Raw genomic sequence first — 20,601 nt, 5'->3', positions numbered from 1 at the left:
GCCGTGAGCGCCGGGCGCCCCCCGCAGCTCTGGGGCCGGTGGGCACCGTCAGTCGACGCTCGCCAGCAGCCGCACGGCGCGGACCTCGTAGACCCGACCGCCGACCACGACGCCGCCGACCAGCGCCGCCGCGCCACCGAGGATGCCGACGGCGAGCACGAACCACGACAGGCCCGGGCGCCACCACAGCGCCGCGAGGTACAGCGCGGTCACGGGCAGGCAGACGACCGCGGTCGCCAGCGACGTCACCAGCTGCGCCACCAGGCTCGCGCCGAGCGAGCCGGCCTGCGCGGCGTAGGGGCTGGCACCCGGCGCCGGCACGGGGTACACGAGCGCCGCACTGGACACGGCCGACACGGCCAGGCCCGCACCGAGGACGCCGACGGCCGCGCCCACGCTCGCCGGCGCGAGATCGGCCCGCCCCGCCACGACGGCCCCGGCGACCGCGACGACGACGAGCACGGGCGCCGCCCACACGAGCGTGGCCGCCGCCCGTCCGGCCCGGTCCGCCCACCCCGGCACCTGCGAGACGACGTGCAGCCACAGGGCGGTGCCGTCGAACGCCGTGTCGTTGTGCCGCCCCCACGCGATGGTGCCCGCCATGAGCGGCGCCATGCTCAGGGCGACGGCGGCCGGGGCGTCGACCACCGTGGCGGCGAGCAGCACGATGATCACCGGCAGGGCGACGGCACCCACGAGCGCGCTCGTGTACCGCGGGTCCGTCGTCCAGGAGCGCAGGGAACGGAGCGCGACCGCACGGGCCGCGGCCGGGCCGGGCGCCGTCGTCGTCGGACGCGTCGTGGCACCGGGCCGGGACGGCCGCGGCAGCATCGCGTCGAGGCGGCGCCGCGAGCGACCGGACCGCGACGGCGGCTGCACGAGGGAACGACGCAGAAGGACCGCCCACACGCCGATGCCCACCGCGGCGCCGGCCACGGCGACCAGGCCCTGGCCGACGGCGGTCGCGGTCTCCCCCGCCGCGAGCATCGCGGGGGCGGACCACCCGGCTCCCCACGGGGTCCACCCGAGTGCGGCCGCGACCTCCGGTACGCCCTCCAGGACGCCCTCCAGGCCGAGCCGTCGCACCTGCGCGACCGCGACGACCAGCCCGACGACGGCCAGCGCGCCGGCCGCCAGCGCCAGCTCGCGGGACCACCGGGCACCCAGGAGCCGCGCCACCGCACCGGTGGTGATCCGCGACGTCACGACGCACGTGACGAGCAGGACGGGGGCGAGGACCACGGCCGCGACCTGCGCGGCCCCCCGCCCCGGCTCCGACCACGCGACGACGGGCGCCAGCGTCAGCATGCCGGTGAAGGCGGTCGGGACACCGAGCAGGGACGCCAGCAGCAGGCCGGGGACGAGCCGGGCGGGCGCCACGCCGGTGGTGGCGAACCGGCGGATGTCCAGGGAGTCGTCGAGTCCCGGCACGAGCACCGGGACGACGGCCCAGCCGAGGGCCAGGAGCGTCCCCGCGACGACCAGCACGTCGTGGGCGACGTCGGGCGACTGCCGCGAGACCCACGTCATGCCACCGAGCACCGAGGGCACGGCCAGCAGCGCCCACACGCACCCGAGGACCAGCAGGACCAGCCGCCACGGCTCCGCGGCGAGGGCACGCCGCAGCAGGACCGCCCTCAGCCGGAGGACGGTCGCAGCCACGACAGCTCCGTCTGGCCGGGCAGGCCGCCGAGGAGCGCGACGAACCTGCCCTCGAGGTCCTGACCACCTCGCACGTCGTCGAGCGTGCCCGCGGCCAGGACGCGCCCGCCGCCGACGACGGCGACGTGGTCGCACAGCTGCTCGACGAGGGCCATGACGTGGCTGGACAGCACGACGGTGCCGCCGGCGGCGACGAAGCCGCGGAGGATCCCGCGGATGGCCGTGGCGGAGACGGGGTCGACCGCCTCGAAGGGCTCGTCGAGCACGAGGACCCGGGGCGCGTGCACGAGGGCGCACGCGAGCGCGACCTTCTTCGTCATGCCGGCCGAGTAGTCGCTGACGAGCGTGCTGCCCGCGCCGCCGAGGTCGAGCGCGGCGACGAGGTCGTCGCGCCGGGCGGCCAGGACGTCGCGGTCCATGCCCCGCAGCAGGCCGGCGTAGGAGATGAGCTCGGGACCGGTGAGCCGGTCGAACAGCCGCAGCCCGTCCGGCAGCACGCCGAGCAGGGGGGCCGCCTGGCGCGGGTGCCGCCACACGTCGACGTCGTGGACGTGGACCGTGCCGGCGTCCGGCAGCAGGAGGCCGGTCGCCATGGACAGGGTGGTGGTCTTGCCCGCGCCGTTGGGTCCCACGACGCCGTAGAACGAGCCGGCGGGGATGTCGAGGTCGACGCCCGCGACGGCGGTCGTGGCGCCGAAGCGCTTCACGAGCCCCCGCAGCCGTACGGCGATCATGCCGGTGAGCCTACGGCGGGGTCGCGCACGGGCCGGTCAGGCGGACGGCGCGGGCATGCTCCCGCGCGGCGGCGCCACGACGAGGGGGCCGGGCGGCTCCGCGGCCGGCACCGAGTCCAGCGCCCACCGGATCGTGCCGGTGACGAACCGGCCGACCGGTCGGACGACCGCCCGCTCGAACCGCGGCGCGTCCGACAGCCGCAGCGGCTCCCGGGCCCAGCGGGGCAGCAGCGCGACACCGGCGGCGGTGATGAGCGCGTAGCCCGGCAGCACCGCCTTGGGCAGGGGCGGCTCGCGGAGCAGGAAGTGCGCGGCCTCAAGCGCAGCGGGGGTGGGTCGCAGCTCCGGGCGGTACGCCTCGACCTGCTCGCGCAGCTCCGCGAGGGTGAGGGGCAGCTCCGTGGCGCCCAGCTCCCGGCCGACGACGGCGGCCTGGCGCACGTACTCGTCGCACCCTGCCGCGTCGAGAGGTCGGCGGCCGTAGCGCTGGTGCGCGGCGAGGAAGCTGTCGACCTCCGCGACGTGGACCCAGCGCAGCAGGTGCGGGTCCTCCGCGTCGTACGGCTCGCCGTCGGGCGTCGTGCCCTTGATGCGCCGGTGGACCGCCTTGACGATCTCGACGGACCGGCGGGCGTCGTCGGCCGGGCCGAACGTCGTGGCCGCGAGGAAGGTCGCGGTGCGCTGCAGCCGACCCCACGGGTCCTGCTTGTACCCGGAGTGCCCGGCGACCGCCGCCATCGCGCGGGGGTGGAGGGACTGCAGCAGGAGGGCCCGGACACCCCCCGGGAACATCGACGCGTCGCCGTGGACCCGCCCGATGGCGCTGTCCGGGTCGAACCAGCGGGGACCGGGGGCGCTGTGGATCGCGGCGCGCGCGTCCGCCGGCTCCGGCCCGGCCACGCGGGTCAGCAGGGCGCCGGCCAGTCCCGTGCGGACGCGCGTGAGCGGGTGCGCGGGGCGGGCGGGGCGGTCGGCGGACACGTCGGTCATCGTCACACGCGGGCGGGGCCGGGCCCCTGCCGGGGCCGCCGTTCGGGGGTCCGGTCACAGCCGGGTCTCAGCGCGTGGCTCCCGGCCCTGCCGCCGCGGCGTCGTCGTCGGGCGCTCGCGGACGCCGCCGCCCGGGTCACAGCGCGTCGTCGGACCGGTCACGGGAGGGTCACATCGGCCCCCTGGCGCATCGATCCCGTCACGATGTCCCGGAACGATGCATGGGACGACTTCCGCGCCCTAGCGTGGCCGTATGAGCACCACCCGCCTGCCGCGCCGTCCTCGCCGATCGGCCGCTGCCCTGCCCGCCGCCGCCCTCGCCGTGGCGCTGCTGGCCGGCTGCACGGGGGCGGGCGCGGGCGCCGACTCGGCGGAGGTCGCGGCGAGCGACGGCGGCGGTTCGTCCGACGCCGCGGGCGGCGAGAGCGGCGGGGACGAAGCGGCGGACATGGATCTCGGCGCGGAGGCCCGGCAGGTCGTCACGGAGGGCTCCGTGGTCCTGGAGGTCGAGGACCCGCGCGCCGCCGCGAACGACGCCGCGCTGCTCGTCGAGCACGCGGGCGGGCGGGTCGCCGAGCGGGTCGAGAGCGCGGGCAGCGACCCGGACGGCGACTCGACCGCGAGCCTGGTCGTGCGGGTGCCGGCGGACGAGGTGTCGCGGGTCCTGGAGCAGCTGCGCCAGTTCGGGGAGGTCCGCGACGTCCAGCTGACCAGCACGGACGTCACGGGCCAGGTCACGGACCTCGACGCCCGCGTCCGCGCGCTCGAGACCTCCGTCGGGCGGCTCGAGGTGCTGCTCGCCGAGGCGACGACGACCCAGGCGGTCATCGAGGCCGAGCAGACGCTCACCGACCGGCAGGAGCAGCTCGAGCGGCTGCTCTCCCAGCGCGCCCTGCTCGCCGACCGGGTCGAGATGGCGACGTTCCGCCTCGAGATGTGGACCGCCGACGCGGTGCCCCAGCCCGCCGCGACAGGCTTCTGGGGCGGCGTGAGCACCGGGTGGGAGTCCCTCGTCACGGCGGTCGGTACCGTCCTGCTCGTGGTCGGCGTGCTCCTGCCGTGGGCCCTGGCCGCCGGTGTGGTCGCCCTCCTGGTGATCGCGCTACGGTCCCGCATGCGGCGACAGGCGACAACGGCGTCACCTGTCGCTACCCCTCCCCCGGCCGCCCCCGTCGGCGTCGGCGCCCCCGCGCAGGACGACGCGCCGCGCGACTGACCGACGCGGCACCCTGCCGCTCCCGTCCGTGTCGTCCCCGCGGGCTGTGTCCACCTCGTCCGCCGGCACCCGCGTCGCTGCGCACCTGCGCTAGTTTCGGCGCGCGCCCCATGGGCGCTGGGCGGCGTCAGGGGGCGCCGCCGGGGGCACAGGGGGCTGGATGACTGTCGTGCAGGGGGACGCGGTCGTGCTCGTCGAGCACGAGGTGCGCGAGCTGGTGCGCCGCCGCGGCATCGACCCGCTCACGGATCCACGCTCGCTCGGCGACCTCGTCACCGCGGTGCTGTCCGACTACGACCGGCGTGCTCTGCGCGGTGACGTGCCGCCCCTGGCGGACCCGGTCGGCACGCGCAAGGCGGTTCAGGACGCCGTCGGCGGCCTCGGTCCGCTGCAGCAGTACCTCGACGACGACGAGGTCGAGGAGATCTGGATCAATGAGCCGAGCCAGGTCTTCGTCGCCCGTCGCGGTCAGCCGGAGCTGACGACCACACTGCTGACCGAGGCTCAGGTCCGCGACCTGGTCGAGCGGATGCTTCGGCTGTCCGGACGCCGTCTCGACCTGTCCAGCCCGTTCGCCGACGCGGCGCTGCCGGGCGGCGAACGCCTCCACGTCGCCATCCCGGACGTGACCCGCCGCCACTGGGCCGTCAACATCCGCAAGTTCGTGGCGCGGGCCACCACGCTCGAGGACCTCGTCGCGCTCGGCTCGCTGACCCCCGCCGCGGCCCGGTTCCTCCACGCCTCGGTCGCCGCGGGGCTCAACATCCTCGTGTCGGGACCGACGCAGGCGGGGAAGACGACCGCGCTGAACGCGTTGGCGGGCTCGATCCCGCCTCGCGACCGCGTCATCACGTGCGAGGAGGTCTTCGAGCTGCAGGTCCCGACGCGCGACGTCGTGGCGCTCCAGTGCCGCCAGCCGAACCTCGAGGGCGCGGGCGAGATCACCCTGCGGCGGCTCGTCAAGGAGGCGCTGCGGATGCGCCCCAGCCGGATCGTCATCGGCGAGGTCCGCGAGGCCGAGAGCCTCGACATGCTCATCGCCCTGAACGCCGGCGTGCCGGATCATGATGATGGCACATCTGCCGAGACGTGCGCCGTACCATCGCGGACATGTCTCAGCGGGTTCCGGCGTTCCACGCCACGGCGTTCAATTGCCCGACGTGCGACGCCTTCGCAGCGCAGCACTGGTCGGACGTATACCTGAGAAACTCCAGCGGCGGCTTGTCGGATACGAGCCAGTTCGACGCGGCGCAGTGCAGTCACTGCGATGCCTGGAGCATGTGGTCAGAGGAACAGATGGTCGTCCCCGTGGGAGTGCGTCTAGGCGCCGCCCCGCTGGAGGGGATGCCCGACGACGTGCGTCGTCTATACGAGGAGGCGCGGAACGTGTCCGCCGTGTCCCCTCGCAGCGCGGCGGCGCTGCTCAGGCTCGCACTCCAGGTCCTCGTCGACGGTCTAGAACCGGGCGCAGGGTCGCTTCACGACAAGATCGGCCGCCTCTCACGGCGAGGGCTGAATCCCGACGTGTCCCGCGCGATGGACGTCGTCCGGGTCATCGGCAACAACAGCGTTCATCCGGGGCAGATCGAGGCCAGCGAAGATGAGCGACTCATTCCGGCCCTCTTCGCGTTGACCAACCTCATCGTAGAGCAGGTGATCGTGCGGGCGGCAACGGTGGATGCGCTCTTTGAGTCCCTTCCGGAAGGGGCGCGGTCCGCAATCGAGCGTCGAGACAGTTCACCCGAGAAGTGAGGAGAGTCCGCGCGCAAAGAGTCTGCGTGGTGGCGCTCGCGGCGCGGGGCGTCTGAGAGGGCGTGTAAACGACGAAGAGCCCCGCTCCTCCGGTCGGGAGGGGCGGGGCTCTGTCTTGGCCGGTGCTCGCGCGCGGCGCGGCGCCCGGTGAGTCGGGACGCTGGCGACGTCGGCTGACGCGGCAGACTTTAGGGATGGGTCTCTTCTCGCGGCGTGCAGCGACGCCCGCACCGCGGCCAGCGCCGGTCAGGTTCGCCGGAGGGATGGAGCGGCTCGTCCAGGGAGGTGAGGCATCGGCACCACGCCTCCCCGTCGGGACGGCCGTAGCGATGGCGCTGAGCCCGGACGAGCCGCCGCGCGACTGGTCCGGTGCCGTCGCGGTTCATGCGGACGGGCGGCGCGTGGGATGGGTGAACGGCGGCGGCGAAGAGATGCGGAGGGCGCTCCGCGAGATCGCCGCACGCGGGCTCTACGTTGTCGTGTCAGGGGTCGTCGAGACGGTGCAGGGCGCGCCTGCCGTGCGACTCTCGCTCCCGTGGCCCGCGGAGATCGTTGCCTGGCTCGGCGAGGGAGCGCCGATCGCCGACGGGCTCGCCGTGCGGCCGGTCCAGGTGATCTCGACTGGAGACGACGGCCTCGTCGTGCGCGGGCGGCGGCTTCCGCTCGCCGAGGTGCTCTACGCGGCGGGCACGCCGCCCGTGTGGGGGCTCGCGAAGCGACCGGAGCCGAGCGAGCGAGTCGCGGCCGTCCGCATCGACGACGTCCTCGTCGTCGAGGAGGACGAACGCGGTTGGACCGTCTCGGACGGCGCGGGCGTGCTCGGTCGTCTCCGCTGGCGCCGAGGCGACAACGGGAAGCCGCACTCGGCGAGCGGGGCCGTGATCCGCTACCCCGCGCGCGGGCGGCTCCTCGTCTTCCAGGTGACGGAGGTAGGCGGCCGGGTCGTCGACTTCGGCGGCGTCGTGGTCGAGGACCGGCCCGAGGCCTGAGCCGCGGGGTAAAGACGGAAGGCCCTGGCCCCGCCGACAAGGGCGAGGCCAGGGGCCAGGAGCGGAGGAGCGACAGTGTCCGAGGACGTGAAGTGCTGGTGTGGGCGTAGGACGCGCGTGTGGGTCTCCCCCGCGGACGAGCGGTCGATCACGGATACCGGGCACACGTCTGTCCGGATCTGCCCCGAGCACGGCGAGTGGTGGCGCGACGCGCCGTCGGCGGCGCCCGGCGACGCCGGAAAGGCCTAGCGGCTCGCGGCGGCCAACGAGCGCCGGACGAGCGACGCGCGCGCAGCGGCGAGGGTCTCGCGCTCGTTGAGCGAGCGGGCGTGCTGGGCGGCCTCGACGACGACGGGGTGAGCGCGGACGACGTCGAAGGCGGCGCGGAGGTCGCCCGGAGGGACGTCGAGCGCCGGGAGCGCGCGGACCGTCGCCGCGTCGGCCGTGGGGCGCCGGACGACGGCCGGGCGGCGCGTCATCGGCGGCCGATCGGGACGGAGCCGGAGCCGCCCCAGCGAGCGCGAGCGGCGGCGCGGCCCCGCTCGCTGGCGGTCTGGCGGTGGGACGGCGACGGCGGCGCCAGGCGGGCGAGAATCTGTGCCGCGGCGGTTCGGGCGAGGCGCGCCTCGACGGCGGCCGGGTGGACGACGGTCTGCCCGGTGGAGCCGGTCGAGACCATGCCAGCGGCGAGCGCGACGGCGTCGAGGCGCTCGGCCGCCGAGGTGAGCGCGGAGGCGTGCTCCAGCGAGGCGAGGTCGGAGCCCGCGAGGTCCGGGCGCTGGGTCAGGACCTCGGCGAACACGTCGCAGGCGCCCTGGGTCCAGTCCTTCGGCAGGCTCCAGCCGTCGAGAACGTCGCCGGTCGGGGTGGCGGTGTCGGTCATCGTCAGAAACCTCTCAGCGTGCCCGCGCGGCGCGGGCGAGGGTCGGGGACGGCGGCGCCGTCGGCGGTCAGCGGCGCCAGGCGGGCGCGGCGCTCGGCGGCCTCCTCCTCGCAGCGGGTGCCGCAGTACGGGAACGTGCTGGCGCTCGTCGAGACGGAGCGCCGACAGCACTCGCCGCAGGTGGTCGAGGCCATGCAGGGCCTCCTCTCGGGGTGGGGCGAAAATGGGGGAAGACCAGCGGCATGCCGGTACGCATGGCCGGGCGCTATGCCGTCTCGGGCCGGAGGTCACCCCCGGGGAGGGGGCAGGCCCCCAGGGTTGACCGGTGTGCGGTGCACGTCGCGGAGGGCGCGTGGGTCGATACCGTCAGCGAGTGGAATGGCACACGGTGGTCGCTGTGGTCTTCACAGTGCTCTCAGTCGCCGCGAATGCGCTCGCGCTGGGTGCGATCCGCGAGAGCGTGCGGCAGGGCGGGACCGGCGCTCGACGGTGGCTCTCGACGTCGCTCCGGCGAGCGCTCGCGAGACTAGGCGTCAACCGTTCGGTGACCGTCCACGTCGGCAGCGCGGCCGGGAGCGTCGCGGCAGTTGGCGAGGCCTCCGGCTACGCCCTGCCGAGTCACCTCGCCGAGGCCCTTCGCGGGTACATACAGGCGACGCGGAAGGAACTTGACCGCCTGGCCGAAACGGACCTGGAGCACGCGCGGCGGCTCGCGGACCTTGAGGCGGCAAGGGCGGCGTTGGAGGCGCGGGTCGTCAAGCACGACGAAGACGCGCAAGCGGCGACGGGGTACGTCATCGCCGGTGCGATCTTCGCCGTGCTGGCGCTGCTCGCGCAGGCGTTCTGCTAGGAGCCTGACGGCGCGTCCGGGAGCGAGACGGCTCCGACCGGGTAGAGCGTCACGAACGTCTCGCGGGCGAGGACGCCGAAGTCGTGGTCGCTCATCCCGAGTTCGCGGCCAATGCTCCAGACGTCCGCGTGCGCGCCGCCGTAGCCGAGGGTGGCGATCCCCCCGGCGAGCGCCAGGAGGTCGGCGTCGGCGTACCCGCTCAGGGCCGGGCACTTCACTCGCACGGTCTCCAGGAAGGCCGCCGAGGCGGGGGCGGTGGTGTGGTTGACGGGGTCGAGGATCATCGGGGGTCTCCTTCGATGCGGGCGGGGGTGTGCGGGCGTGTGCGGATCCGGCCTGGGCGGGTGCCGCGGGGGACGTCGTAGGGCGAGCGATAGGCCGCGGTGCGGCGTGCTCGCGGGCCGTCGAGGTTCGGGCGCCGAGGCGGACAGTTGCCATAGCGGTTGCGCTCCATCAGTCGGTCCTCTCTGCATGCGGGCGGTAGCGGGGCCAGGTGGGGCGGCTCAGGCGGGCCAGGAGATCGGCCTTCTCGGTGGCATGGGCGGGGTCGTCCCAGATGGTCGAGAGGCGACGCCGGGCGGCGACGTCGGCGCGGCGCTCGGCGACGCCGCGGGCCAGCGGCGCCGGGAGGATTCGGGGCGGCGGGCGCGGGCGGTCGAAGAGCGGGTCGGAGTGGTAGCGCTGGACGCCGTCGAGGGTTAGGCGGTGGCCGTGGGCGGGCATGGGCGGCCTCCGGTCGTGGGCTGGGGTGGGCGGGCGAGAGCGCGGTCAAGGCGGGCCTCCAGGACCGCCAGGCGCGCCAGGAGAGCCGCGGTGGTCATGGCCGGACCGTCCGGGCCGGGCGGTAGGTGACGTGGCCGTGCAGGCGCGCGGGGGTGCCCCAGCGGGCGTCGGCGGCGGCCAGGAGGGCGGTCTTCGTCAGAGCGCCGGGTGAGCCCGCTTCGGCGTAGGCGGGGGCGAGGGCGGAGCGCCGGAGAGTGGTCTCGGCGTCGAAGCGGGCGAGGAAGGCATCGGCGGCCGTGGCGTCGACCGGCCGAGTCGCCGGGCGGAGGTGCGGGCGGACGAGGTCCACCACGCCACGGCGCGCGGCGGCCGAGACGCGGATCTCCTGGGCGGTGGCCCGCAGGGCGTGGCGCAGGGCGACGCGCTCGGCGGCGGTCTCGCGGGTGTCCTCGGCGCGGTCGGCGTCGGTGGCGTCGGCCAGGGCGAGGGCGGTTGCCGCGCGCATCGGGCCGGAGGTGTCCAGGGCGCGCGCCCAAGTGAGGAACTCGACGCCGTCGGGTATCTCGCCGCGGTCGCCGTCATCGCAGGCTCGCAGGCGAGCGGCCATGCTCTCCTCGCCGAGCACGGCGCGGATCTGACGCAGGGCGGCGAGGCGGGGGTCGGGCAGGAGGAAGGCGGCGGCGTCCAGGACGTCGGCGACCATGCGGGCGGCCTGGTCGACGGAGATCCGATCGCCGTGGAGGGTGTACCCGGCGCCGCGAGCGAACGCGAGGCCGCGGGCGGTCAGGTCGGCGGCGATGAGGGCGCCGGGCAGGAGGCCGACGGGCCAGCCGAGGTGGTCCGGGCCGTGGGTTCCGCGGCGGGTGCGGCGGGTCTCCAGGGGCGGCAACGGGCCGGGGCCGGACGTGGGGGTGTCGGCCCAGGCGAGGAGGCCGCCGGGGTGCGGGACGGGCCACGGGGCCGGGGCGGGCTCGCCGCGGTCGGCGGCCAGGGCGGCGCGGGCTTCGTTGAGGCGAATCGCCTCTTCGGCGGGCGTGAGTCCGGGCATGGTGGGGTCTCCTGGGGTGCGGGCGGTGCCCGGGAGGGCGGGCATGCGGGGCGAGGCTTCGGAGGGTCTAGCGGCCTCCGGCCGGGCCAGGAGGCGGAGCCTCCCCGGCGTCTTTAAGTAGGTGGTGCAGTTCTAGCGCTCAGGGGTGCAGTTCTGGCCCTCGTGGGTGCAGCCGGCGGAATTGGCCGGCTCACGTTCTCCCACGTCAGGCGGCTACCGGGGTGCAAAGGTGCATCGGGTGCATGGCCCTGGGAGAGAGCGCTGAGAACTGAACTGAGAAGACCATCACTTGCGTCACTTCGTCACTGTCGGGGGTGCGGACCGCCCCTGGCGGCGACGGCCGCGCGCAGGTGGGCGACCTCCTCGGCGTCGCGGCGTCGCTTGCGCGCCGAGCGGCAGGTCGCCGAGCACGTCACCCGGCGGGGGTCCGCGTCGGCGGGCAGGGGTGCGCGGCACTCAGAGCACCTCATCGAGCACCACCTCCCGGTAGGCCCGACCGTCGCCCCACGACGCCGGATCAGTGTCGTCGTGGTGCGGGTCGAGCACGACCAGGGCGCCGCGCTCGCCGATCACCGGATAGAGGCCGTCACCAGACGGCGTGGCGACCAGGGCGGCGGCGGTCACGCCGTGCCGGTTCGGGCGGGTGAGGCTGGCGACGAGATCCGGCGGCAGGTGGCAGGGGTCGACGATCAGGAGGTGACCGGAGTCGACGGGGACGTCGCCGTGCTCGCTCTCGGTCAGGCTGATGAACGCGGTCATGGCGTGGCCTCTCGTGTGTGCGGAACGGAGCTGATGCGAGAGAGAGCCCCCGCCCGCCGGGGAGGCAGACGGGGGCGGGCCGGGCGCTCGGGCTCGGCTGTCCTCTGGGCAGGGGTGGAGTGGGCCGGGGCTAGCCCGGCTGCTCACTCCGAGGTCGGGGAACCTCAGGCGGCGGTCACCACGCGCACGGCGCCCGCGTGGGGCGTGAGGGTGACGGTGCCGTCCTCGTTGTCGACCGCGAGGGGCATCGCCCGGCAGCCGATGAGGGTCGACACGAGGGACGTGTCGGCGCCGATCGTGGGATCGAACGCGCGGACGTGGGTCAGGGCGAAGCCGCCCTCCTTCACGCTGGCGCTGTACGGGGCGCCCTCGGGGGCGATCGGCGCGCGCACGGCCAGGGCGAAGGCCTGCTCGACGAAGCCGACGATCTCCTCGGCGGCGAGGCGGGTCGACTCGTAGACGCGGAAGCCGCGGACCGTGTCGCCGTCCAGGGCCTCGGCGTCCAGGAGGTCGCCGTAGACGCTGGAGCCGACGGCCGCCAGGAGCGGAGTCTCGGCGGTCACGCCGTTGTCGCGCAGGGCCTTACGGATCTGCGTGAAGGTCTTCGCGGGGGCAGCCGGGTCGTAGGTGATCGTGGTGGTCTCCGGCGTGGCGCTCATCGCTGCGGCGACGGTCCGCTCGATGTGTCGGACGATCGCAGAGGCCTGCGGGACGAGGATCTGCTTCGAGAAATCGACGAGGTCCAGGTCGAGCGTGCCGCGGGCGAGCGGGATCTGGTCGTAGACCTCGTCCGTGAGGGTCACGGCGATGTGCTGCTCGCGGATCTCGCCGCGGATCAGCGGGTCGAGGGAGCGAACGCCGCGGGTCTGGGAGGCCAGGGCGCCGGGGACGCGGACCTTGACGGTGTCGCCGGAGCCGTCGCCGAGGTCGCGGTCGACGTCGCGATAGACCAGCCCAGCGAGGCCGAGGTCCTGGCCGACGAGGGCGGCGGCGACCGAGGCGATCTTGTCGGAGGTGAGAAGGGCGTTAACCATGAGGGGAACTCCTGTGAGGAGGGCCGGGGCGCCGAGAGGGTGCTCTCGGGTCCGGCGGGGATGAGTGAGTGGAGTTCCGCGGCTTCGCGGCGGGCGTGCTCGGGCGGCGCCTGGCCGCGGGAGTGCCCCTAGGGCATGCAGAGGGGCCGTCTCGCGCGCCTGGCGCGGACGGGATGAGGGCTGGCGGGAAGGAGGCTCCGGGCCTTGCCAGGAGCCCTACGCGGGCCGGTCCGTCGACGCCTTCCAGAGAGCGACGACGGACCGGCCGCGCCGCCGTGTCCCTCCTGAGGCGACACGGCGGGGCGTGCGTGCGAAGCCAGGAGCAACACGCGCACTCATCGGCCGTTGCTGAAGCGGCCGGGTATAGATCAGGCCGCCCCGCCCGCTAGGACGAGGCACGCACACCTCCGGGGCGGCCTGGAGACCAGTGGCCGAGCGCAGCGCGCCCGGCGTCGAGGAGGTCCCGGCGGCGCAGCCACGCGCGGCGGTGGCGGCAGCGGTCCGAGCACGTCAGAGCGTGCGGACGGCGGCCGTCTGGGAAGGGCTCAGAGCACACGACGCACGAACGCACGGCAGCACCTCCAGACCCCTCGGAGAAGCGACGACGCCGCTTCTTGTCCCATGGGAGGAGTGTGCCGGGCTGCTCACGCCGCCTCTGCTGCCACCTCGTCGAAGCGCCAGCCGATCTCAACGCGCGCCGGGTCCAGGCCGTGGGCGCCCCGCTTGCCCTTCGACACGGCGACGTACTCGATCGCCGACGTGAGGAGGTCGCGGCGCGCGAGCGTGTCGCCGCGGTCCCAGACCTCCCGCATCGTCTCCCCCGTGTCGACGTACTCAACCTCGGCGGGACGAGCCGCCGAGGCGACAAGGACCTCGCGGCGGGCGTCGAGCGCGTCAAGGCGCGCCAGGAGGACCGCGCGGTCGGCGCCTCGCACGCGCATGGCGTCCGTCGTCGCCGCGATCGCCTCCTCGACCTCTGCTAGCGCGAGCGTGGGCGCCTCGACCTCACGCGGCGCTGTGACGGCCCATGAGCCGAAGAGCCCGAGGAACGCGCTCGCGACGTGCTCTTCGAGGCGCTCCGCCGTGACGGCGGTCCCGGGGCACGGGCGCCCGTTCGAGCGGGCACCGCAGGCGTAGACCGTCGCTCGGGCCTCACCGCCGGGGCGGACGTAGAGCGGACCGCCGCACGCCGCGCAGGAAGCGACGCCAGAGAGGAGCCGCGAGCGCGACGAGGCGCGCTGGCCGACGGGCGCGCGCTTCGCCTTCCGCGCCCGAAGCGTGGCGCCGACCGTGCGCCAGACGTCGAGCGGGAGGACCGGCTCCCAGACCTGGAGCGGGACGCCGTCCGCGTCGGTGAGGATCTCGCCCTTCACCTTCACGCGCCCGACGATCGCGTGGCCCGCGAGGGCCTGAGTGAGCGCCTGGACGCTCCACGACTTCGCGCGAGGCGGGCGGACGCCGGAGGCGTTGAGACTCTGCGTCACCGAGTACGCCGACTCCCCCGCCACGATTCGCTCGGCTGCCTCACGCAGCACGGGCGCCGCGACGGGGTCCGGCACGAGGACGCGCCCGGGGCCGTCGGGCGCCGGGGTCGACGTGTAGCCGATCGGCGGCGTACCGCCCGCGAAACGGCCCGCCCGGCGGAGTGCAGCAACGGACGAAGAGACGCGCGTCGAGGTGTTCTCGGCTTCCATGCGGGCGACCTCGGCGAGGACAGACGCGACGATCCGCCACGCGGGGGCGTCGGACGAGAGGCCGTCCTTCAGGGCGACGAAGCGCGCCGCGGGCCGCTCGTCGAGCGCCTCAATGAGGCGGCCGAGCGCGCCGAGACCCTGGCGCGAGAACCGATCGAACTTCCAGACGGCCAGGACGTCGACCTCTCCCGAGCGGAGCATGGCGACGGCGCGATCGGCGCGCTCGCGTGAGCGGCGGCCGGAAATCCCTTCGTCGACGAGCACCTCAGCGATCTCCCAGCCCTCGCGCTCGGCGTGGTGGCGGAGGTCAGCCTCCTGCCGGTCGATCGACGTCGACTCCTCGGACTTCTCCGAGAGGCGCAGGTAGAGGGCGGCGCGTCGGTGCGGTGCGGTGGTCATCGTGAGCCTCCTGGCGGGTCGGGTTCGGCCAGGGAGGAGTAGGCCGGGCACTCCCGGCTGCTCATGTGCCATTCGTAGGCTTCGGCGTGCCGGGCATGTGCACGCTCCACGCCAACAGCGCGCGGGAGGCGCTCACCAAGCTGTGCACGCTGCCGCTGCTCGCCGGTGAGAACGTCTCCGCGCAGTTCGTCGTCCCGACGGTCGCGGCCGCCATCGACCTGGTCGTCCACCTCGACCTGGACTCCTCGGGCCGTCGGCGCACGCGCGAGATCGTCGCGGTGCCCGGTCGGGTCGAGAACGGTGTGGTGGAGACGAGCGATGTCTTCCACCGACGAGCCGGCGCGCTGGTCCGCGCCGACGGGTTCCCGCCCCATCCCGAGCGCTTCGAGCGCACGGGGTGCGACGTCGTCGCGCTCCTGCGCGGGCAGGGGGCCTGAGCGGTGGGCGTGGTCGCCGGTCTGGTGCTGGGGGCAGGTCTGTGCCTGCTGCTGTGGGCGGTGACGTCCGACCCGCCGTCCGGACCCGCGCCTGCCCGCCGGTGGACCGACCGGCTCACCGACCTCCTCGTCCAGGCGGGCGTCACCGGCGTGTCGGCAGGAGGTCTGGTCGGACTCAGCGCACTGGTCGCCGTCGTGGTGTTCGTGACCGTCACCGCCGTCTCCGGCGTCCCGGCGGTGGGGATGTGCTTCGCGGTGCTCGCCGCCGGCGCCCCGCTGAGCCTGGTGCGTGCCCGCGCCCGACGACGGCGGGCGGCGTTGCGTGAGGTGTGGCCGGAAGTGGTCGACCACCTCGCGTCGGGCATCCGGGCAGGGCTGTCGCTGCCGGAGGCCCTGGGGCAGCTCGGCCAGCGGGGGCCGGAGGAGCTGCGCCCGGCGTTCCGGGCCTTCGCGGAGGACCACCGCGTGACGGGGCGATTCGGCGACTGCCTCGACGCCCTCAAGGCCCGTCTCGCGGACCCGGTCGCGGACCGCATCGTGGAAGCGCTGCGCCTCACGCGCGACGTCGGCGGCAGCGACCTGGGACGCCTGCTGCGGACGCTGTCGCACTTCCTGCGCGAGGACCTGCGCACGCGTGGCGAGCTGGAGGCACGCCAGAGCTGGACGGTCAACGCCGCACGGCTGGCGGCCACCGCGCCCTGGGTCGTGCTGGCGCTGCTGACCACGCGGCCGGGGGCAGCCGCCGCGTACGGGACGGCGACCGGGGCGCTCGTCCTCGCCGCCGGCGGGGCGTCCACGGTGGTCGCGTACCAGCTGATGCTCCGGGTAGCCCGTCTCCCCGAGGACGTGAGGGTGCTCCGATGACAGCGCTCGTGCAGCTCGTCGACACGTCACCCGCACTCGTCGGGGGTCTCCTCGGCGCACTCGCCGCCCTCGGCGGCTGCCTCGTCGTGGCGCGCGTCCGCGCTCGGACACCGACGCTGGACCAGCGCCTGGCCCCGTACCTGCGCCGTCGGCCGAGCGGCTCGCGCCTGCTGGAGCAGGCACCGGCGCGGTCCCCGTTCCCGGTCCTCGCCAGACTGCTCGCGCCGCTCATGCAGGACGCCGTGCGGCTCGTCGAACGTCACGGCTCCTCGACGGGCGACCTGCAACGCCGCCTCGTCCGCGCGGGCCGCCGCCAGACCGTCGAGGAGCTCCGCGCCGAGCAGGTCGTCCTGGCCGTCGTCGGCGCGGCCGCCGGGCTCGCCGCCGCCATCGTGCTGGCTGCCGCCCGAGGGACCTCCGCGGTCGCCGGTGTGGTGCTCGTGGTCGCGGCGGCGGCCGCCGGACTGGTGGTCAGCGACCAGCGCCTGGCGCAGCAGGCGCGACGGCGCGAGCGCGTCCTCATGGCGGAGCTGCCGACCGTCGCCGAGCTGCTCGCGCTCGCCGTGGCAGCCGGCGAGGGCGCGCTCGGGGCGCTGGACCGGGTGAGCCGGACGGCGCGGGGCGAGCTGAGCGCCGAGATCGCAGTGGTGGTCGCCGACGTCCGCGCCGGAGGCTCTCTGACGGCTGCGCTGGACGCCCTGGCTGACCGGACGGGGCTCGTCCCGCTCGCCCGGTTCAGCGAGGCCATCGCCGTCGCGGTGGACCGTGGCACGCCCCTGGCGGACGTGCTGCGGGCGCAGGCCCAGGACGTCCGTGAGGCGGGGCGCCGGGAGCTCATGGAGGCCGGAGGGCGCAAAGAGGTGGCGATGCTCGTCCCGGTCGTCTTCCTCGTCCTGCCGGTCACGGTCCTCTTCGCCGTCTTCCCCCGGCTGATCGCCCTGCGCCTCGACCTGTGACCGCCGTAGCGACCGAACCGCCCGCCGACCGAGGAGGAACCATGCCGCACCCGCACCACATCCGACCCGTGATCAGGTCGTCGCACGAGGACGACCCGGAACGCGGTGACGTGCCGGGCTGGGTGCTCGTCACGCTCATGACCGCCGGGCTGGTGGTGATGCTGTGGGCCCTGGCGGGCGACGCACTGGCGGCCGTGTTCGAGCAGGCCATCAGCCGTGTCACCTCGGTCGGCGGCTGACGACGCCGGCTCGGCCGTCGTCGGGTTCGTCCTCGTCAGCCTGCTGACCACCGTCGTCTTCCTCGGGGTGCTGCAGGTGGCCCTGGCCCTGCACGTGCGCGCCACCCTCGTCGACTGCGCAGCCGAAGGGGCCCGGTACGGCGCCCTCGCCGACCGCACGGCCGCGGACGGTGCCGCCCGCACCCGGGAGCTCGTCGCCATGTCGCTCTCCCCCCGGTTCGCCGAGGACGTCGAGGGCTCACGCGCCGTGGTGCAGGGCCTGGACGTGGTACGGGTGGAGGTCTCCGCGCCCCTGCCCGTGCTGGGCCTGCTGGGACCCGGCGGCGTTCTGAGCGTCGACGGCCACGCCCTGGCGGAGGGACCGTGACCGGCACGGTGGGCAGGATCCGGGCGTGGTTCCGCCGATGGCTCGTCGCGGCGGAGGGCGACAGGGGCAGCGCCGTCGTGGAGTTCCTCGGCGTGACGGTCGTGCTGCTGGTCCCGCTCGTGTACCTCGTCGTGGTCACGGCGGCGGTGCAGGCGGCGACCTTCGCGGTCGACGGCGCGGCGCGCGAGGCAGCGCGCGCCGTCGTCACCGCCGACCCGGACGACGCCGGTCCCCGTGCCGCTGCGGCCGTCGCGATCGCCCTCGAGGACCAGGGGCTCGACCCCGCACTGGCCGCGGGTGCCCTCACGGTCCGGTGCGAGCCGGACTGCCTCAGCCCCGGCACCACCCTCACCGTCGAGGTGGCGCTCGACGTCGCCCTCCCCGGCGTGCCCGGGTTCGTCCGCGACGCCGTGCCGCTCGCGGTGCCGGTCAGTGCGACCATCACCGCGCCGGTGGACGACTACCGCAGCCGGGAGCGGCCGTGACCCCGGACAGCGCCCCGGCGCCGGGCGGCCCCGTGCGCCGCCTGCTGCACCACGGCGGCGACGACGGACAGATCATGCTGCTGAGCCTCTGCTACGCCGTGATCGCGCTGCTGCTGGTGACCGTCGTCGTCTCCGCGTCGGGCGTCCACCTCGAGCGCAAGCGCCTCCTGGCGGTGGCGGACCAGGCCGCGCTCGCTGCCGCCGACAGCATGGGTGAGGACGCCTACTACGGCCGCGACCCCGCCCGCGCCACTGCGGACGACGGGCTCGTCGTCCTCACCGAGACGGCTGTCCGGACAGCCGTCCAGGAGCACCTCGAGCGATCGCCGGGCGCCGCGCGGCTCACCGGCCTCGTGGTTGTCGGGACGAGCACGGACGGCCGCACCGCGGAGGTGACGCTCGGCGCCGTCGCCCGCCCGCCGCTCATCTCCTGGGTCACCGCCGCGTGGTCCGACGGGATCGCTCTCCGAGCGACGTCCCGGGCTCGCGCCGACTGAGGCGGCGGCGCTTCCGAGGGCCGGGCCGGCAGCCCGGCCGGGTGAGGGGGCCCGGCACCGCGCGATACCCTCGACCCTCGTGGCAGCCACCGACTTCCCCGCAGAGATCGCCGCCCTCCGGAGCACCCTCGGGACCATCCGGGCGGTCAGCGACCCCGACCGGTTGCGGGAGCGCATCGCCGAGCTGTCCGACCAGGCCTCCGCGCCCGACCTGTGGGACGACACCGACGCCGCGCAGAAGGTCACCTCCGCCCTCTCCCACGCCCAGAGCGAGCTCGAGCGGATCGAGACGTTCGACCAGCGCATCGAGGATCTCGAGACCCTCGTCCAGATGGCGCAGGAGGAGGACGACGCGGACACCCTCGCCGACGCCGACGCCGAGCTCGAGGGCATCAAGAAGGACCTCGGCGCGCTCGAGGTCCGCACCCTGCTGTCCGGCGAGTGGGACGAGCGCGACGCCGTCGTCACCATCCGCTCCGGCGCCGGCGGCGTGGACGCGGCCGACTTCGCCGAGATGCTCATGCGCATGTACCTGCGCTGGGCCGAGCGGCACGGCTACCCCACCACCGTCATGGACACCTCCTACGCGGAGGAGGCTGGCCTGAAGTCCGCGACGTTCGAGGTCAAGGCGCCGTACGCGTTCGGCACCCTGTCCGTCGAGGCCGGTACGCACCGTCTCGTGCGCATCTCGCCCTTCGACAACCAGGGACGCCGTCAGACGTCGTTCGCCGCCGTGGAGGTCGTGCCGCTCATCGAGGGCACCGACCACATCGACATCCCGGAGAACGAGATCAAGGTCGACGTGTTCCGGTCGTCCGGCCCGGGCGGTCAGTCCGTCAACACGACCGACTCCGCCGTGCGGCTGACCCACATCCCCACCGGGACCGTGGTGTCGATGCAGAACGAGAAGTCCCAGATCCAGAACCGCGCCGCGGCCCTGCGCGTGCTGCAGTCGCGCCTGCTCCTGCTTCAGAAGGAGGCCGAGCAGGCGCAGAAGAAGGAGCTCGCCGGGGACATCAAGGCGAGCTGGGGCGACCAGATGCGCTCCTACGTCCTGCAGCCCTACCAGATGGTCAAGGACCTGCGGACCGAGCACGAGGTCGGCAACCCGTCGGCGGTGTTCGACGGGGACATCGACGGCTTCATCGAGGCCGGCATCCGCTGGCGCCGCAACCAGAGCCAGTCGCCCGCCTGAGCCCCGTCGGCGTGTCACGGCCCGTTCCTCCGGTCCCGTCTGCCTACTCTCGAAACGGTCTGATGGGATTCGTGCGCGCGCAGCCGTGCCCGGTCCCGCCAGCGGTGCCCTGCCCCCGACGACTGGCTCTCACGTGATCCGATTCGAGAACGTCTCCAAGGTCTACGCGCGCGGCGCCCGGCCGGCGCTCGGCGACGTCGAGCTGGAGGTCGAGCGCGGGGAGTTCGTGTTCCTCGTCGGGGCCTCCGGCTCCGGCAAGTCCACCTTCCTTCGCCTCGTCCTGCGCGAGGAGCGCCCCAGCGCCGGACGCGTGTTCGTCGCGGGCAAGGACCTGTCGACGCTCTCGACGTGGAAGGTCCCGCACCTGCGCCGGCAGATCGGCGCGGTGTTCCAGGACTTCCGCCTGCTGCCCAACAAGACGGTCTTCGAGAACGTGGCGTTCGCCCTGCAGGTCATCGGCAAGCCGAAGCACCACATCCTCACGACGGTCCCCGACACGCTCGAGCTCGTCGGACTCGGCGGCAAGGAGAAGCGCCGCCCGCACGAGCTGTCCGGTGGCGAGCAGCAGCGCGTGGCGATCGCGCGCGCGTTCGTCAACCGGCCCCCGATCCTGCTCGCCGACGAGCCCACCGGGAACCTGGACCCCACCACGTCGGTCGGGATCATGCGCCTGCTGGACCGCATCAACCGGACCGGGACCACGGTGGTCATGGCCACCCACGACGACGAGATCGTCGACCAGATGCGCAAGCGCGTCATCGAGCTCGACAACGGGCGGATGGTCCGGGACCAGTCCCGCGGCGTGTACGGCTCGGACCGCTGAGGGGG

General features: G+C 74.7%; 25 protein-coding genes and 1 pseudogene. 14 read left to right on the top strand and 12 right to left on the bottom strand.

Translation table 11 applies throughout. The features are described from left to right. Positions 1-48 precede the first annotated feature (48 nt). Genes LG379_RS07560 through LG379_RS07550 form a run of 3 tightly spaced genes read right to left on the bottom strand, consistent with a single transcriptional unit; the run spans position 49 to position 3,386 of the window. Positions 49-1,662, bottom strand: a complete 1,614-nt coding sequence (locus LG379_RS07560) for a hypothetical protein (RefSeq protein WP_225753983.1) — start codon at positions 1,660-1,662, stop codon at positions 49-51. Next, complete coding sequence (locus LG379_RS07555) at positions 1,638-2,396, bottom strand: ABC transporter ATP-binding protein (protein WP_225753982.1); 759 nt, start codon at positions 2,394-2,396, stop codon at positions 1,638-1,640. Before LG379_RS07555 ends, LG379_RS07560 begins: the two co-directional genes overlap by 25 nt. 36 nt (positions 2,397-2,432) lie before the next feature. Beyond that, the gene (locus tag LG379_RS07550) at positions 2,433-3,386 is read right to left on the bottom strand and encodes an oxygenase MpaB family protein (RefSeq protein WP_225753981.1); all 954 of its coding nucleotides are present in this window, start codon (positions 3,384-3,386) and stop codon (positions 2,433-2,435) included. A gap of 253 nt (positions 3,387-3,639) precedes the next feature. Here LG379_RS07550 and LG379_RS07545 point away from each other — a divergent pair, with 253 nt between their 5' ends. The 4 genes from LG379_RS07545 (at position 3,640) to LG379_RS07530 (ending at position 7,343) form a co-directional block, all read left to right on the top strand. After that, a complete protein-coding gene (locus LG379_RS07545) occupies positions 3,640-4,602 on the top strand; it encodes a DUF4349 domain-containing protein (protein ID WP_225753980.1) in 963 nt (320 codons plus the stop codon). A 160-nt stretch (positions 4,603-4,762) separates the two neighbouring features. Beyond that, positions 4,763-5,806 (top strand): CpaF family protein, encoded by a 1,044-nt coding sequence (locus LG379_RS07540; protein WP_225753979.1) that lies wholly within the window; start codon positions 4,763-4,765, stop codon positions 5,804-5,806. Then, on the top strand, positions 5,713-6,354 hold the full coding sequence (locus LG379_RS07535; protein WP_225753978.1) for a DUF4145 domain-containing protein: 642 nt from the start codon (positions 5,713-5,715) through the stop codon (positions 6,352-6,354). Before LG379_RS07540 ends, LG379_RS07535 begins: the two co-directional genes overlap by 94 nt. Positions 6,355-6,683: 329 nt before the next feature. Beyond that, a complete protein-coding gene (locus tag LG379_RS07530; protein ID WP_225753977.1) occupies positions 6,684-7,343 on the top strand; it encodes a hypothetical protein in 660 nt (219 codons plus the stop codon). Between the two features lie 245 nt (positions 7,344-7,588). Here LG379_RS07530 and LG379_RS07525 read toward each other — a convergent pair whose 3' ends face one another. Genes LG379_RS07525 through LG379_RS07515 form a run of 3 tightly spaced genes read right to left on the bottom strand, consistent with a single transcriptional unit; the run spans position 7,589 to position 8,420 of the window. Beyond that, positions 7,589-7,822: a hypothetical protein gene (locus tag LG379_RS07525; protein WP_225753976.1), complete on the bottom strand. Its 234-nt coding sequence runs from the start codon at positions 7,820-7,822 to the stop codon at positions 7,589-7,591. Beyond that, positions 7,819-8,226: a hypothetical protein gene (locus tag LG379_RS07520; protein ID WP_225753975.1), complete on the bottom strand. Its 408-nt coding sequence runs from the start codon at positions 8,224-8,226 to the stop codon at positions 7,819-7,821. Before LG379_RS07520 ends, LG379_RS07525 begins: the two co-directional genes overlap by 4 nt. 2 nt (positions 8,227-8,228) lie before the next feature. After that, a complete protein-coding gene (locus LG379_RS07515; RefSeq protein WP_225753974.1) occupies positions 8,229-8,420 on the bottom strand; it encodes a hypothetical protein in 192 nt (63 codons plus the stop codon). Positions 8,421-8,599: 179 nt separating this feature from the next. Between LG379_RS07515 and LG379_RS07510 the strand changes: the two genes are divergently transcribed. After that, positions 8,600-9,076: a hypothetical protein gene (locus LG379_RS07510; protein WP_225753973.1), complete on the top strand. Its 477-nt coding sequence runs from the start codon at positions 8,600-8,602 to the stop codon at positions 9,074-9,076. Here the strand turns inward: LG379_RS07510 and LG379_RS07505 are convergent. The 6 genes from LG379_RS07505 to LG379_RS07480 form a co-directional block, all read right to left on the bottom strand. Further along, a complete protein-coding gene (locus LG379_RS07505) occupies positions 9,073-9,360 on the bottom strand; it encodes a hypothetical protein (RefSeq protein WP_225753972.1) in 288 nt (95 codons plus the stop codon). The two genes, LG379_RS07510 and LG379_RS07505, sit on opposite strands and share 4 nt — an antisense overlap. Positions 9,361-9,529: 169 nt before the next feature. Next, the gene (locus tag LG379_RS07500; protein WP_225753971.1) at positions 9,530-9,799 is read right to left on the bottom strand and encodes a hypothetical protein; all 270 of its coding nucleotides are present in this window, start codon (positions 9,797-9,799) and stop codon (positions 9,530-9,532) included. 94 nt (positions 9,800-9,893) lie between these two features. Next, positions 9,894-10,847 carry a hypothetical protein gene (locus LG379_RS07495; RefSeq protein WP_225753970.1) on the bottom strand — a complete coding sequence of 318 codons (954 nt, stop codon included), beginning with the start codon at positions 10,845-10,847 and terminating at the stop codon, positions 9,894-9,896. Between the two features lie 456 nt (positions 10,848-11,303). Next, positions 11,304-11,606 (bottom strand): hypothetical protein, encoded by a 303-nt coding sequence (locus LG379_RS07490; RefSeq protein ID WP_225753969.1) that lies wholly within the window; start codon positions 11,604-11,606, stop codon positions 11,304-11,306. Positions 11,607-11,770: 164 nt separating this feature from the next. Beyond that, complete coding sequence (locus tag LG379_RS07485) at positions 11,771-12,640, bottom strand: hypothetical protein (RefSeq protein ID WP_225753968.1); 870 nt, start codon at positions 12,638-12,640, stop codon at positions 11,771-11,773. 644 nt (positions 12,641-13,284) lie between these two features. After that, positions 13,285-14,733, bottom strand: coding sequence for a recombinase family protein (locus LG379_RS07480; RefSeq protein ID WP_225753967.1), 1,449 nt, complete (start codon positions 14,731-14,733; stop codon positions 13,285-13,287). An 83-nt stretch (positions 14,734-14,816) separates the two neighbouring features. On the opposite strand from LG379_RS07480, the pseudogene LG379_RS07475 reads away from it, so the two are divergent. The 9 genes and pseudogenes from LG379_RS07475 to ftsE form a co-directional block, all read left to right on the top strand. After that, positions 14,817-15,170, top strand: a pseudogene (locus LG379_RS07475) (CpaF family protein); the annotation flags it as partial. A gap of 3 nt (positions 15,171-15,173) precedes the next feature. Next, positions 15,174-16,034 carry a type II secretion system F family protein gene (locus LG379_RS07470; RefSeq protein ID WP_225753966.1) on the top strand — a complete coding sequence of 287 codons (861 nt, stop codon included), beginning with the start codon at positions 15,174-15,176 and terminating at the stop codon, positions 16,032-16,034. After that, positions 16,031-16,990, top strand: coding sequence for a type II secretion system F family protein (locus LG379_RS07465; RefSeq protein WP_225753965.1), 960 nt, complete (start codon positions 16,031-16,033; stop codon positions 16,988-16,990). The genes LG379_RS07470 and LG379_RS07465 overlap by 4 nt, the downstream gene beginning before the upstream one ends. 41 nt (positions 16,991-17,031) lie before the next feature. Further along, positions 17,032-17,229 carry a hypothetical protein gene (locus tag LG379_RS07460; protein ID WP_225753964.1) on the top strand — a complete coding sequence of 66 codons (198 nt, stop codon included), beginning with the start codon at positions 17,032-17,034 and terminating at the stop codon, positions 17,227-17,229. After that, positions 17,207-17,596, top strand: coding sequence for a TadE/TadG family type IV pilus assembly protein (locus tag LG379_RS07455; protein ID WP_225753963.1), 390 nt, complete (start codon positions 17,207-17,209; stop codon positions 17,594-17,596). Before LG379_RS07460 ends, LG379_RS07455 begins: the two co-directional genes overlap by 23 nt. Continuing rightward, the gene (locus LG379_RS07450) at positions 17,593-18,081 is read left to right on the top strand and encodes a pilus assembly protein (RefSeq protein WP_225753962.1); all 489 of its coding nucleotides are present in this window, start codon (positions 17,593-17,595) and stop codon (positions 18,079-18,081) included. The genes LG379_RS07455 and LG379_RS07450 overlap by 4 nt, the downstream gene beginning before the upstream one ends. Beyond that, positions 18,078-18,578, top strand: coding sequence for a pilus assembly protein TadG-related protein (locus LG379_RS07445; RefSeq protein WP_225753961.1), 501 nt, complete (start codon positions 18,078-18,080; stop codon positions 18,576-18,578). The genes LG379_RS07450 and LG379_RS07445 overlap by 4 nt, the downstream gene beginning before the upstream one ends. A gap of 79 nt (positions 18,579-18,657) precedes the next feature. Then, positions 18,658-19,773, top strand: coding sequence for a peptide chain release factor 2 (prfB, locus tag LG379_RS07440; protein WP_225753960.1), 1,116 nt, complete (start codon positions 18,658-18,660; stop codon positions 19,771-19,773). Positions 19,774-19,906: 133 nt separating this feature from the next. Beyond that, positions 19,907-20,596, top strand: coding sequence for a cell division ATP-binding protein FtsE (ftsE, locus tag LG379_RS07435; RefSeq protein WP_225753959.1), 690 nt, complete (start codon positions 19,907-19,909; stop codon positions 20,594-20,596). Positions 20,597-20,601 lie beyond the last annotated feature (5 nt).

Source organism: Actinotalea sp. Marseille-Q4924 (assembly GCF_916618755.1).
GTDB lineage: Bacteria > Actinomycetota > Actinomycetes > Actinomycetales > Cellulomonadaceae > Actinotalea.
This window is presented reverse-complemented; position numbering and strand designations above follow the sequence as displayed.